Genomic DNA, 12,730 nt, shown 5'->3' with positions numbered 1-12,730 from the left:
CCTGTGCTGGCCGGCTTGCCGCTCATCTGTATCGGTCAATGCCGACTTCGAACACACAGAATCGACGCATGGACGCGCCGCTGTTACCGCTGTACATGCAACTCGCCGACCGGATGGCCCGGTCGATCCGCTCGGGCACCCTGAAGCGCGGCGAGCGGCTGCCGTCGGTGCGGGACCTGGCCGGGCAGCACGGCGTGTCGCTGTCGACGGCGGTCCAGGCCTACCGCTGGCTGGAGGACGCGCGGCTGATCGAGGCCCGGCCGCGCTCGGGCTACTTCGTCGCGGCGCGCCCGCCGCGGCTGCCGGAGCCCCGCGTCTCGCGCCCCGACACCTCGTCCCGGATGGTGCAGCTGGACCAGTTGGGCGTGCAGGTGATGGCGCTGTCGCAGGACCCGTCCTTCGTCTCCTTCGGGGCGGCCTGTCCGGGGCCCGAGCTGTTCGACCAGGACCGCGTCCGCCGCGCCATGGCGCGCGCGGTGATGCGCCATCGCGACCTGCTGTGCACCTACCCGCTCGGCCCGGGCATGGAGGAGGCGCGGCGCGCGGTCGCGCGCCATGCGCTGGGACTGGGCTGCGTGCTCGACCCGGACGAGGTCGTCCTCACCAACAGCTGCATGGAGGCGATCAGCCTGTGCCTGCGCACGGTGTGCAAGCCCGGCGACGTGGTGGCGCTCGAATCGCCGACCTATTACGGCTTCCTGGAGATCCTCCAGAGCCTGCACCTGCGCGCGCTGGAGATCCCGACGCATCCGCGGCACGGCATGTCGCTGGACGCGCTGCAGCTGGCCTTCGAGACCCAGCAGGTCAAGGCCGTGCTGACGGTGCCGACGCTGTCGAATCCGCTGGGCGCCTCGATGCCGGTGCCCGAGCGCCGCCGCCTGGCGGCGATGCTGGCGCAGCACGACGTGGCGCTGATCGAGGACGTGCTCTACAACGACCTGTCCGAGCAGGAGGACAAGCGCCGCGCGGTGAAGTCCTTCGACACGACGGGGCACGTGATGATCTGCGGCTCGTTCTCGAAGACGATCGCGCCCGGGCTGCGGCTGGGCTGGGTCGAGGCGGGCCGCTGGGGCCGGGTCTTGCGTCGGACGAAGGCGGTGCAGTCCGGCGGCCAGACCAGCGTGCTGGAGCTCGCGCTGGCGGACCTGCTCACGCAGGCGGGCGGCGGCGCCGCGTTGCGGCACCTGCGGGCGACGATCGCGGCGCGCGTGGACCAGGCCCGCCAGATGATCGCCGAGAGCTTCCCGAAGGGCACGCGTGTGTCCGACCCTGCCGGCGGCTTCATCCTGTGGGTGGAGCTGCCCGACGGGCTCGACACCGCGCTGCTGTACGAGGCCTGCCTGGCGGAGCACATCGTGATCGCGCCGGGGATGATGTTCTCCGCGAGCCCGCGTTTCCGGAACTGCGTGCGACTGGGCTTCGGCGGCCAATGGGGCGAAGAACACCCGCGCGCGCTGCGCCGCATCGGCGCGTTGGCCAAGGCGCTGCTCTTGGCGCCCTCCAACACCTCGAACTCGTCCGATGACGAACTCGCGGCCTGAAGGGTGGCCAATCTAGGCGCGGAGCACAGCCGTAGCAGCGCTACGGCGCGCATCCGCAACGACGAGTGGCCGCCCTTCAGGCCGCGAGTCACCCTTGGAGCCATTCGTCTTCAGTGGCCAGACCCTTCGGTGACCTGAGGCGCGTCTGCGCGTCCTCATCTCCGAGCAATCGCCAGCGCCACCAGTCGGTGCTGATGGACTTGATGAGTGCCGCGTGATGCGCGGCGAGCTTCTCCGGCGCGCGCTCGCGCTCACGGCCGAGCAGCCGTTGCCCGAAGCCCGCGCCGCGTTCCCCGCCGCCGCCGAAGCTCATGTGATCGGCGCCTTCGAGCCACAGCTGCGCCTTGGCACCGGCCGGCAGCGTGTCGTAGACGGCGCGGCGGTAGCGGCCGTCGCGTTCCTGGCCGATCGGGTTGCCGTCGAGGCTGCCGGTCAGGCACAGCATCGGGCGCGTGATGCCCTTGATACCGCCCGGGAAGTGCCCCGCCGACGGACTGAACGCGGCGAAGGCCTTGAAGTGCGACTCCGTCAGGTCCGGCGCTGCGCGCACCTGGAAGTCGCGTCCCGCGACCGCCAGCGTCGTCTGCGCGCCGAAGGAGTGGCCCGACATGCCCAGCGCCTTGGGCGACACGCGCGCCCACGGGCCGTTGCCGTCCTTCTGCAGCTTCAGCAGCTGCCCGACGGCGAACTGCACGTCGTGCCCGCGTTCGATCAGCTGCTCGGCGCTCGCGGCGGCCTTCACACCCTGCAGTCCGCCGCCCCAGATCGCGCGGTCGCTGCCGGCATGCTGCAGATGCAGGGTCGCGATGCCGGCCTCGGCCCAGGCCTGCGCCCATTCCGTGCCGCCGTCGAGACTGCCGCCGAGACCGTGCGAGAACACCACCAGCGCCACCGGGCGGTCGCCCTCGGGCAGACGCAGGCGCCACGGGATGTCGCGCAGCCGGGACTGGTCGCGCCAGACGCCTTGCTGAACGCCGGGCGGGCCGTCCCTCCGGACGTCGGCGTCCGGCGCGCCCTGCGCACGCGCGGGCAGCCACGCGGCGGTGCCTAAAGTGGTCCCCGCAGCGCTCAGCGCGGAGAGGGCGGAAGCACGCTTCAGGAGCGCGCGGCGAGCGGGATCGTGAGGCTGAACATTCATGGCGGCGAAGCGGGCAGATCCCGTTCCCGCCTCAAGCCGGCACCGGGGACCGCACCGGTTGGAGGCGCAGCGCCCAGCAGACGCCGCCGACCAGCAGCACCACGCCCGCGACCCCCATCAGCGGCGGCCACGCGCCGCGGTGCAGCTGCGCGTAGGCGAGCGCGGCCAAGGTCTCGAAGACGATCAGCTGGCCCACCAGGGCGGTCGGCAGGCGCTGGCTGGCCTCGTTCCAGCACAGGGTGCCGAGCCAGGAGGCGAACAGGCCGACGGCGGTCATCAGGCCGACGTAAGGCCACAGCCGGGGTCCGGCGGGAAAGTCGAAGCCGGCCGGCAGCAGCGGCAGCCCGGTGCCGTCCGCGACGGCGATGACGAGGAAGGCCAGTACCGCCATCGGCAAGGTGACCAGCCCCTGCGCGGTGGCCCAGGCCCGGGGGTTGCGATCGGCATGCGCGCGCAGCCAGTCGGCGTTGCGGATCGGGTACCAGGTCCAGCAGGCCAGCGCGATCAGCGCCAGTCCCGCGCCTTGCAGATACCGGCCCAGTTGCTGGGGCGCGACCGCGGCCTGCTCGACCTGGTTGACGCAGCCGATGCCCAGCGCGATCAGCAGCAGCGCCGGCGCCAGGTCGCGCCAGCGGTAGTGCCCATCGCGCGCGGCGTTGCGCTGGTTGGAACAGACCGCGATGACCACGGGCAAGGTGCCGATGATCATCGTCGGCAACGGTCCGCCGGCGCGCTGGATGGCGGCGGCCAGCGTCAGGTAGTAGAGGAAGTTGCCGATGGCGCTGAGCTTCACCGCGTCGACCCAGTCGGCGCGGGTCAGGCGTTTCAACTCCCGCCAGTCGAGGGCCGCCAGCGGCACCGCGAGCAGGCCGAACGCGAGGTAGCGGCCGGCCATCAACATGGCGGCGGGGTAGTCGGGCAGCAGCAGGGGCGTGACGAACACCAGGCCCCACATCAGGCCGGCGGCGAGCGCGAACAGGAATCCAGACAACATGCGACGCAGTGTCGCGCGCCGTCAGGGCCGGCGTCTTGTACCGAGTTGCTGCTGGTAGCGCGCCGGCGTCACGCCATAGCGGCGCGCGAAGGCGCGCGTCAGGTGCGCCTGGTCGGTCAGACCGACGGCGGCGGCCACCTGCGCGGGCGCCTGGCCGGCGGCGAGCTGCCGCTTGGCCTCGTTGAGCCGCAGGGCCATCAGCGCCTGCTGCGGCGTCGCATGGTGCTGCGCCTTGAAGCTGCGCAGGAAGTGGAACGGACTCAGTCCGGCGACGGCGGCGAGACGCCCGGTGTCCATCGCTTCGTCGAGGTGGGCGCGCATGTGCTCGATCACCGGCGCGAAGCGCGGTGCCGCGCCGTCGGGGCGGACCGCCGCGCGATGCGCGTGGCGGCTCAGGCCCTGGACCAGCTCGAGCAGGGCGCTGTCGAAGGCCAGCGGCTCCCGCGCGTGCCACAGCGCGGCGATCAGCCCGGCGGCGCGCGTGGCCGCCTCGGCATCGTGCGCGACGGCGGCGTTGAAGCGCCAGGCCGGGCCGCCGTACAGCCCGGCCAGCACCTCCTCGTCCAGGTAGACCATCCGGTAGCCCCACGCGTCCGCGGTCGCGGCCTCGCCGGTGTGGATGTCCTCGGGGTTCATGAGCATCAGCGTCGCGCGGGGGGCGAGGTGCTCGCCGCCGCGCCAGCGGAAGCGCCCGACACCGTCGGTGATCGCGCCCAGGCCATAGGCCTCGTGCGTGTGCGGCTCGAAGCTGTGGCGCAGGATGTGGGCGTGGTACAGCTCGACGCCCGCGCGATGCGCGGGGCGACGGTACTGGGCCTGATCCTCGGGATGTTCGAACGCCGTGGGCATGAGGCCGAGTCTATGCGGGGCCTCGCGCCGCGCATTGGCGCCAGCCTTCGCGGCTTCGGAAGTCCGGCGGCGGCGGCGCTCAGAGCAGGCCCGGCGTCATCCCGGTCCAGCGCTTGAACGAGCGCCGGAAGTTGCTCTTGTCCGTGAAGCCCAGCGAACGCGCCACGGCCTCGCCGCGCTGGCCGCGCAGCAGCATCAGGTAGAGCGCGGCATGCGCGCGGACCTGGTCCAGCTGCGCCTGATGGTGCGTGCCGAGCTGGGCCAGCTGGCGCTTGAGCGTCGCCGGACTGACGCCGAAACGCCGCGCGCTGCGCTCCAGCGACGGATCGCCGCCGACCTCGGCCAGCAGGTGGTCGTAGAGGGCCGCGAGCTGGCCGCGGGAGGCGGCCTCGGGATCCGCGCCCTGCGCCAGCGCGCCGGCCGCCATCGCCGGACGGCCCGGGACCGCTGCGGGCCAGGGAACGGTCGCCGCTGTCAGTGGCAGCCGCATCGCATCCACCTGACAACCGAAGCGCAGATCGGGGCCCAGGTAGGCCGCGTGCTGCGAAAGCTCGCGAGGGCGCGTGCGGTTGAAACTGAAGGACCACGGCAACCGTTGTCCGCCGCCCAGCCATTGCGCCATCGCGACGACGGCGCTCATCTGCATGTCCACGAGCAGCGGTTGCAGGCTGGCCGGTGCGCCGCAGGACTCGGTCCAGACGAGCAGCAGCTCGTCGGCCGTCTCCACCAGCCGGGGCGTGAGCAACGGCGACAGGCGCGCCGGCCAGTCGCAGAGCACCCGTAGCGCCTGGCGCAGGTCGCCAGCCTGCTGCATCGCCTGGCTGGCCAGGCCGTAATGCCCCGGCAGGCTCAACTGGCCGACGACGAACCCGACGTCGCGCGCCAGCGGCTGCAGGGCGGCCAGCATCGACAGCAGCTGGCGCGGTGACAGCACCTCACCCGGTGTCACCCCGCAACGGCCCAGCCATTCCTGTGCTTCGAACCCGCGGCTCCGGGCGAACTCGGCCAGCAGCGCGCCCTGGTACGCCCAGGGGATGAAGGCCCGATCGGCGCCATGATGCGGTGCGGCGCGTGTCGGCAAGGCCTGGCGCAACGCGGCCAGCGCATCGTCGGCCACGGCCGACACAGCCGACACAGCCGACACATTCGCCACGGCGCCCATGGCGGAGGTGGCCGCCGCGCCGACGGCCGCAGGGGCGTCGTCCGCGACGAGTCTCACCGCAGCCGCTCCAGCAGGCGCAGCACCTGCGCCTCCGCGTCTTCCTGCGGATCCAGCGCGGCGCTCGCCATGCGGGCGCTCAGCCGCGCCCGCGTGCGTCCGTCGGCACACGGATGCACATGCGAGGACAAGACCGCCAGCAGATCGCCCGGAAGGGCCGAATCGGCCTCCGGCAGCAGCGCCACGAAGCGGTCGGCCGCGTAGCGGCACAGCAGGTCGCCGCCGCGCAACTGCAGCAGCAGCAGCGGGCCGGTGGCCTGCAGCAGACGGTCGGCTTCCGCCAGGCCGTGCTGGCGCGCGAGCGCGGGCAGGTCCTGCCAGCCCAGCATGACCAGGGTCGTGCCTGCCGCCGTCGGGCTCGTCGAAGCGGCTTCCGACGTCCGTGCCAGGTCTTGCTGCCGACGGATCTGATCCAGCAGATAGGCGCCGTCGCCCAGTTGCGTCAGGCCGTCGATCTGCGTGTGTTCGCGATAGCCCCGCTCGCGCCCGGCGCGCAGCGCATTCAGCGCGAGCTGCTCCTGCCGCCACAGGTGCAGGCCGAAGGTCAGGCCCGTCATGCCGACGACGTGGAAGGTCGACTCCATGCCCATCAGCAGCGTGAACTCGCGCGGGAACTTCCAGAACTCGTCCATCAGGTCGGCCCAGCCGCCCAGCAGCATGCCCGACAGGCCCAGGCAGAGCCAGGTCGTGACGCGGCCCGCGGGCCGGCTCGCGCGCAGCTGCACCAGCCACAGCGCCAGCATCGCGACGATGGAGGTCTCGCTGACGATGTCGATCCAGCGCCAGATCGACGTCGGCTTGGCCACGGCCCAGTAGCCGAAGGCCCAGGTGATGCCCGCCATCGCCAGCAGCAGCGCATGGCCGAAATGGCGCGAGCCCGCGACGGGCGCGAGCACCAGCGGCGGGCGGGGCAACACGACTTTCATGAGACGACTTTCATGGCGCGCGATGCTAGGCGGCGCGTGTGACAGCCGCTGTCACATCACCGGGCGGGGGTCGATACGGCTCACCGGCTGCGGCGTCGCGGAGCCGCCCGCACGCCGCTGTGACGAGAATGCCGCGCTGTCACGGACCCGCCACCCGCGATTCCTAAGGTGCGTCCCCATCCGTGACTCACCTCCCTCCCGCCATGCGCACGCCTCCCCGCCCCACCCTGCTCGCCCTGTGCCTGTCCAGCCTCTTCGCCGCCGCGCCGGCGCTGGCGCAGCAGGCCGGCGATTCCAAGGCCGACACGAAGACCGAATCGAAGAAGGACGCCAAGGACACCAAGCCCGAGCCGAAGCAGCTCGAGACCGTCACCACCGTCGGCCAGGCCGCGGCGCTGCGCTCCGCGCTCGACAAGCAGGCGGCCGCGACGGGCGTCGTCAACGTGGTGCACGCCGACGGCATCGGCCAGCTGCCCGACAACAACGCCGCCGAGGCGCTGGCCCGCATGCCGGGCGTGTCGGTCGAACGCGACCAGGGCGAAGGCCGCTTCATCCGCGTCCGCGGCCTGGGCCCCGACTACAACGCCGTCAACATCAACGGCGCGCTGACGCCGGCCTCCGAATCCGATCGCCGCGCGCCCGGCCTGGACCTGGTGCCGGCCGGCCTGATCCGCTCGCTCGAAGTGCAGAAGACGCTGACCCCGGACCAGGACGCCAACTCGCTCGGCGGCACGGTGACCGTGCGCACGCTGAGCGCCTTCGACCAGCCGGGCCGGCTCTTCACGATGGAGCTCGGCGGCAACTACGACGCCAACGCGGGCAAGACCAAGCCGCGCGGCTCGGTGGCCTTCGCCGACCGCTTCGCCGGCGGCACGCTGGGCGTGGCGGTGGCGCTGTCCGGCGACCAGCGCCGCTTCGCCAGCGACAACGTCGAGACCGGCGGCGACTGGGACGGCGAGAAGCTCAACAGCTTCGAGCTGCGCCGCTACACGATCACCCGTGAGCGCGTCGGTGCCGCGCTGAACCTCGACTTCAAGCCGGACGACGCGTCGCTCTTCTACCTGCGCAGCTTCACCAGCAAGTTCACCGACCAGGAGAACCGCCAGTCCATCGCCGTCGAGTTCGAGGAGGCGCAAGCCCCGGGCGAGACCGGCGACGGCACCGTCAGCCGCGGCCTGAAGGCGCGCAAGGAGATCAACAAGTCCAGCGCGGTGGTGCTCGGCACCGAGCTGTCGCGCGGCGACTGGAAGTTCTGGGCCGAGGCCGGCGCCGGCCGCGCCAGTGAGAACAAGCCCGACACGCTGGCCTCATCCGCGTTCACGGCGGACTTCTCCGGCCTGGGCTACACGGACACCGTGAAGCCGATGCCCACGGCCGTCCCCGGCCTCGGCGACCCGTCGCTGTATGCGTTCAACAAGGCCAAGATCGAGAAGAGCAACGCCACCGACCGCGTGCGCCACCTGAAGGCGGACGTGCAGCGGGAGTTCGACCTCGGCGGCTGGGACCTCGACCTCAAGACCGGCCTGAAGGCGACGCGTCGCGACAAGGACAACGAGCAGGAGACTTACGCGCCCAGCGCCAAGGTGCTGAAGAAGGCGCCGTACGGCCTGAGCAACGCGCAGCTCGGACTGGGCAACTTCGTCGGCGGCGGATCGGTCGACTACCCGTGGACCTCGTTCGGCCCCGGCATCGACTTCGGCAAGCTGCACGGCCTGTACGGCGGCTACGACCTGAACGCGTTCCGCGACGAGGTCGATTCCACCGTCAACGACTACGGCATGAAGGAACGCACCGACGCCGGCTACCTGCAGGCGACGCTGGAGAGCGGCGGCACGCAATGGCTGGTCGGCGTGCGCCACGAGCGGGTGCGCTTCACCGCCGACGGCACCGCCTGGAAGGACGGCGTGCTGAGCCCGGTGCATGAGGAGACGCGCTCGCGCCACTGGCTGCCGGCGGTGCTGCTGCGCCAGAAGCTGAACGAGGGGCTGGTGCTGCGCGCGGCGCTGACGCACTCGGTGGTGCGGCCGGCCTTCGGCCAGTTGAGCCCCGGCGTGACCGTCGACGGCGACGAGGCGACCATCGGCAATCCGCTGCTCAAGCCGCTGCGCGCGCGCAACCTGGACCTGGGTCTGGAGCAGCGCCTGGGCCGCGACGGCGCGATGTCGGCCTACGTGTTCCACAAGAAGATCCGCGACTTCGCGTTCCAGACCGACCTGGCGGGCACGCCGGGCTGGGAGGACTTCAGCCATGTGGAGGCCTTCGCCAATGGCGGCGACGCGACGGTGCGTGGCGTGGAGCTCTCCTGGAGCCAGGCGCTGAGCACGCTGCCGGCGCCGTGGAACGGCTTGGTGATCGGGGCGAACGGCAGTTTCGTGAAGTCGCGCGCGACCATCGGCGGCTATGACGGCGGCCAGTTCGTCAGCCGCCGCATCGCGCTGCCGAGCCAGTCCGACCGCAGCGTCAACCTGAGCCTGGGCTGGGAGTCGCCGGCCTTCGGCGCGCGCATCGCGCTGAACCACAAGTCGCCGTACCTGCTCGAAGTCGGTGACGTGCTGGACGCCCGGCAGGATCGCAAGGTCGACACGCAGAACCAGATCGACGCATCGATGCGGGTGCAGCTCACGAAGCAGCTGCAACTGCAGTTCGAGGCGCTGAACCTGAGCAACGAGCGCTACTACGTGTACCAGGGCAGCAAGGCCTTCAACACGCAGTACGAGCAGTACGGCCGCGCCTACAAGCTCAGCCTGAAGCTGGCGATGTTCTGAGACGGCAGCGCACGATGACGATGATGACGAAGAAGACGATCGGTGCCTTCGCGTTCTCGGCCGCGCTGGCGGCCGCGATGTCGGTGATGGGGTTGGCTGCACACGCGGCGACTGCAGGCGTCGCGGGTGCAGGGGCGCGTGCAGGTGCGGGCGCCGCCTCCGCGGCGATGCCGAAGGCCGTGCTCGAACTCGGCAAGGGCGGGCTGCGGCTGCTCGACGACAAGGGCCAGGTGGTGGACGAGTTCGGCGTCCGGGCCAAGCGCTGGGACCGCCGTCAACTGGCGGACGGGACCACGGTCGCGTTGCTGCAGGACGCCGACTCCGGCGCGCTGCGCCTCATCGAGGTCCGCGACCGCCGCCTGCGCGAGCGCGCGCACTGGACCGGTCCGGCCTTCGATGTGGAAGCGGTCTGCCTCTACCTGGAGCCGCGGCAGCTGACGCTGCAGGCGTTCCTGCTGGGCAGCGACGGCTTGGCCGAGCAATGGCTGCTGTCGACGCCGGGCCAGGGCGAGGCTAAGGGAGCCAGCAAGGGCGGCAGCAACGGCGGCATCAACAGCAGCAGCAATGATCTTGGCAAGGGTCAGGTGTTGCGCCAGCTGGCCACGGTGCCCGATGCCAAGGGCTGCACGGTGCGGGACGACGAGGCGACGCTGTACGTCGCCGAGGCCGGCGTGGGCCTGTGGGCCTTCGTCGCCGATGCCGAGCGCGCGGGCCGCGAGCTCGTCGCGCCCGGTCTGGCGCCGCAGGACATAGGGCTTTGGCTCGAAGCGCGAACGGCGCAACCCCGGCCCGTGATCCCCGTCGCGATGCCCTCGGCCCAGACCGAGCCGGTGCGCGGCGGCGGCGACGCGGCGGACGACCCGGCGATCTGGGTTCATCCGACGCAGCCGGGCAGGAGCCGCATCCTCGGCACCGACAAGAAGCGCGGCCTGGCGGTCTACGACCTGCAGGGCCACGAGACGCAGTTCCTGCCGGTGGGCCGGGTCAACAACGTCGACCTGCGCCAGCGCGTGCGCTACGGCGATCGCACCTGGGACCTCGCCGTCGCGACGCAGCGCGACCAGCGCAGCGTGCTGCTCTTCGGCATCGACGGCGCGGGCCAGGTCTCGACGCTCGCCGAGCTGCCGACCGGACTGGACGAGGTCTACGGCATCTGCAGCGCGCGCAATCCGGCGGGTGGGCTGGACGTGTTCGTCAATGACAAGGATGGACGTCTCCTGCAGATGCGCGTGACGCGCAAGGGCGGCGCCTGGACGTCGGAGACGGTGGCGTCGATGAAGCTGGCGACCCAGCCGGAAGGCTGCGTCGCGGACGAACCCGGCCGGCAGTTCTTCGTCGGCGAGGAGAAGCGCGGGCTGTGGCGCGTGGCGCTGGACGCGGACGGCCGGCTCGGCGACGCCGCGATCATCCTGCCGGTGGGCGAGGTGCTGCATGCGGACGTCGAGGGCATGGCGGTGCATCGCAGCCCCGCCGGCGCGTGGCTGGTGGTGTCCTCGCAGGGCAACGACAGCTACGTGGTGCTCGACGCCGATGCGCCGCACGCGGTCAAGGGTCGATTCCGCGTCGGACTGAATCCGGCGCGCGGCATCGACGCCGCCTCGGAGACGGACGGCCTGGACGTGACATCGGCGTCGCTCGGCGGCGAGTACGGCGAAGGACTGCTCGTCGTCCAGGACGGCCACAAGCGCTGGCCCATGGGGCGGCAGAACTTCAAGCTGGTGCCGTGGAGCGAAGTGGTCAGGGTGATTGAGGCGCCCAAGAACACGGGGCGATGATCAAGATATTGATCATTTGAGGCCAGAAGCCAAAGCTCTTGAGCTTCTGGTCTCAGCGCATCCGCCGGCGCAGATCCTGGCGCGCGCTTTCCGCGAGATCGGTGCCGCGCGCGCCGCCTTCCGGGAACGACGCCATGCCCATCTGCAGGCGCACCTGCATCGTCATGGCGTCCACGCCGTAGGGCCCGTTGAGCGCGGTCTCCAGACGGTGCTGCACCAGGTGAGCCTCGGCGATGCCGGCATCCAGCAGCAGCACTGCGAAGCTCGTCTCTCCCACTTGCAGGACCATGTCGGTCCCGCGCACCCGGCTGCGCAGACGACGGCCCACGGCCGTCATCAGCCCGTCCCGGGCCCCGGTCGCGGCGGCGCGTTCTGCGGCGCCCTCGCCTTCATCGGCATCGTCCGCGCACGTGGTGGCCTCGACGGCCGGCGTCGCCAGCTCGGCTTCCAGCCACAGCACCGACAGGTGACCGCCGTAGCGGCGGCACTGCGTCAGCTGACGCGAAATCATGAGGCCGAACTCGGCCAGCGAGTCCACCCGCGGCACCCACAGCGCCGGCGTCTGCCGCGGCGGCTTGATGAGCGCGACCCGGGCCTGCTCCAGGGCGTCGGCGGGCGCTGCGGCGGCGGTGGACGGACTCATGCGCAACTGCTCCAGACGGAAGACGGGGTCACGCCCGCGCGCCGGAACCGGCCGCCCGCGGGGTGCGAATGAATGGGGGTGAGGACACGACCCGCTGAAGCAGCCCGATCCTTGCCGGCCTCCCTTGCCACATTGATCAAGCCGTGTCCTCATCTATCTAAAACGGATCCCCGACGGCGTTCCCGACATCCGCTAACAAAAATCTTCTCAGTGGAAACCCTTGAATTGACGCCTGCGACATGCTGGGCGCGTCATCCGTCGCCCGAAGGTCTGTAACAAGGTCATACGAGGCCGCTAGAGTTCCGCTCCATGAAGGACATCACCGAACTGCTGCACGACGCCGGTCAAGGAGACCGGGCCGCCGCCGACCAGGTGGTGGCGCAGCTGTACGGCGACCTTCAGCGCCTGGCGCGGCAACGCATCCGCCAGGCAGGAGACCTGACCCTGCTGGACACGACCGCGCTGGTGCACGAGGCCTGGCTGCGGCTGGCCGGCTCGCAGGGGCAGACCTTCCCGGACCGGCGCCACTTCCTGGCCTATGCGGCGCGCACCATGCGCCATGTGGTCATCGACCTGGTGCGCGCGCGCCAGGCCGAGCGCCGAGGCGGCAACCAGCCGGACCTGACGCTGAACACCGCCGTCGTGGAAGGCGTGCCGCAATCCGACGATCACATCCTGCGCGTGCACGAGGCGCTGGAGGAGCTGGCGACCATCGATCCGCGTCTGGCGCAGGTGGTCGAGATGCGCTACTTCGGCGGCTTGCTCGAGCAGGAAATCGCGGAAGCCCTCGGCGTCACCGAACGGACCGTCCAGCGGGACTGGCAGAAGGCGAGAATCCTGCTTTCGATGAGCCTCAAGGACTGACCCCCGCCGGGTCGGA

The 12,730-nt window shown here is 71.3% G+C and carries 10 protein-coding genes; 4 read left to right on the top strand and 6 right to left on the bottom strand.

Annotation, left to right across the window (positions count from 1 at the left end):
* Positions 1-68: 68 nt before the first annotated feature.
* Positions 69-1,541 (top strand): aminotransferase-like domain-containing protein, encoded by a 1,473-nt coding sequence (locus AC07OZ_RS10925; RefSeq protein WP_495467155.1) that lies wholly within the window; start codon positions 69-71, stop codon positions 1,539-1,541.
* Between the two features lie 88 nt (positions 1,542-1,629).
* Here the strand turns inward: AC07OZ_RS10925 and AC07OZ_RS10920 are convergent, their stop codons facing one another.
* From AC07OZ_RS10920 to AC07OZ_RS10900, 5 genes are all read right to left on the bottom strand, one after another.
* Positions 1,630-2,679 carry an alpha/beta hydrolase family protein gene (locus tag AC07OZ_RS10920; RefSeq protein WP_495467154.1) on the bottom strand — a complete coding sequence of 350 codons (1,050 nt, stop codon included), beginning with the start codon at positions 2,677-2,679 and terminating at the stop codon, positions 1,630-1,632.
* A 31-nt stretch (positions 2,680-2,710) separates the two neighbouring features.
* Entirely contained in the window at positions 2,711-3,673 is a 963-nt protein-coding gene (locus AC07OZ_RS10915; RefSeq protein WP_495467153.1) for a DMT family transporter, read from the bottom strand.
* A 21-nt stretch (positions 3,674-3,694) separates the two neighbouring features.
* On the bottom strand, positions 3,695-4,522 hold the full coding sequence (locus tag AC07OZ_RS10910; protein WP_495467152.1) for an AraC family transcriptional regulator: 828 nt from the start codon (positions 4,520-4,522) through the stop codon (positions 3,695-3,697).
* A 79-nt stretch (positions 4,523-4,601) separates the two neighbouring features.
* Complete coding sequence (locus tag AC07OZ_RS10905) at positions 4,602-5,741, bottom strand: AraC family transcriptional regulator (RefSeq protein WP_495467151.1); 1,140 nt, start codon at positions 5,739-5,741, stop codon at positions 4,602-4,604.
* On the bottom strand, positions 5,738-6,667 hold the full coding sequence (locus AC07OZ_RS10900; protein ID WP_495467150.1) for a GGDEF domain-containing protein: 930 nt from the start codon (positions 6,665-6,667) through the stop codon (positions 5,738-5,740). The genes AC07OZ_RS10905 and AC07OZ_RS10900 overlap by 4 nt, the downstream gene beginning before the upstream one ends.
* Before the next feature lie 203 nt (positions 6,668-6,870).
* Between AC07OZ_RS10900 and AC07OZ_RS10895 the strand changes: the two genes are divergently transcribed.
* Both AC07OZ_RS10895 and AC07OZ_RS10890 read left to right on the top strand, forming a co-directional pair.
* Positions 6,871-9,432: a TonB-dependent receptor gene (locus AC07OZ_RS10895; RefSeq protein WP_495467149.1), complete on the top strand. Its 2,562-nt coding sequence runs from the start codon at positions 6,871-6,873 to the stop codon at positions 9,430-9,432.
* 23 nt (positions 9,433-9,455) lie between these two features.
* Positions 9,456-11,207, top strand: a complete 1,752-nt coding sequence (locus tag AC07OZ_RS10890; RefSeq protein WP_495467148.1) for a phytase — start codon at positions 9,456-9,458, stop codon at positions 11,205-11,207.
* A 52-nt stretch (positions 11,208-11,259) separates the two neighbouring features.
* Here AC07OZ_RS10890 and AC07OZ_RS10885 read toward each other — a convergent pair whose 3' ends face one another.
* Complete coding sequence (locus AC07OZ_RS10885) at positions 11,260-11,850, bottom strand: diguanylate cyclase domain-containing protein (RefSeq protein WP_495467147.1); 591 nt, start codon at positions 11,848-11,850, stop codon at positions 11,260-11,262.
* Between the two features lie 309 nt (positions 11,851-12,159).
* Between AC07OZ_RS10885 and AC07OZ_RS10880 the strand changes: the two genes are divergently transcribed.
* Positions 12,160-12,714: an ECF-type sigma factor gene (locus AC07OZ_RS10880; RefSeq protein ID WP_495467146.1), complete on the top strand. Its 555-nt coding sequence runs from the start codon at positions 12,160-12,162 to the stop codon at positions 12,712-12,714.
* Positions 12,715-12,730: the final 16 nt, after the last annotated feature.

It is taken from the genome of Roseateles sp. GW821-FHT09G03, assembly GCF_059416045.1.
The sequence above is the reverse complement of the archived record's forward strand: the minus strand, read 5'-3'. Positions and strand labels throughout refer to the sequence as shown.

Coding starts and splice junctions, on each gene's coding strand:
- AC07OZ_RS10925 (WP_495467155.1), top strand. CDS start 69: ATGGACGCGCCGCTGTTACCGCTGTACATGCAACTCGCCGACCGGATG.
- AC07OZ_RS10920 (WP_495467154.1), bottom strand. CDS start 2,679: ATGAATGTTCAGCCTCACGATCCCGCTCGCCGCGCGCTCCTGAAGCGT.
- AC07OZ_RS10915 (WP_495467153.1), bottom strand. CDS start 3,673: ATGTTGTCTGGATTCCTGTTCGCGCTCGCCGCCGGCCTGATGTGGGGC.
- AC07OZ_RS10910 (WP_495467152.1), bottom strand. CDS start 4,522: ATGCCCACGGCGTTCGAACATCCCGAGGATCAGGCCCAGTACCGTCGC.
- AC07OZ_RS10900 (WP_495467150.1), bottom strand. CDS start 6,667: ATGAAAGTCGTGTTGCCCCGCCCGCCGCTGGTGCTCGCGCCCGTCGCG.
- AC07OZ_RS10895 (WP_495467149.1), top strand. CDS start 6,871: ATGCGCACGCCTCCCCGCCCCACCCTGCTCGCCCTGTGCCTGTCCAGC.
- AC07OZ_RS10890 (WP_495467148.1), top strand. CDS start 9,456: ATGACGAAGAAGACGATCGGTGCCTTCGCGTTCTCGGCCGCGCTGGCG.
- AC07OZ_RS10885 (WP_495467147.1), bottom strand. CDS start 11,850: ATGAGTCCGTCCACCGCCGCCGCAGCGCCCGCCGACGCCCTGGAGCAG.
- AC07OZ_RS10880 (WP_495467146.1), top strand. CDS start 12,160: ATGAAGGACATCACCGAACTGCTGCACGACGCCGGTCAAGGAGACCGG.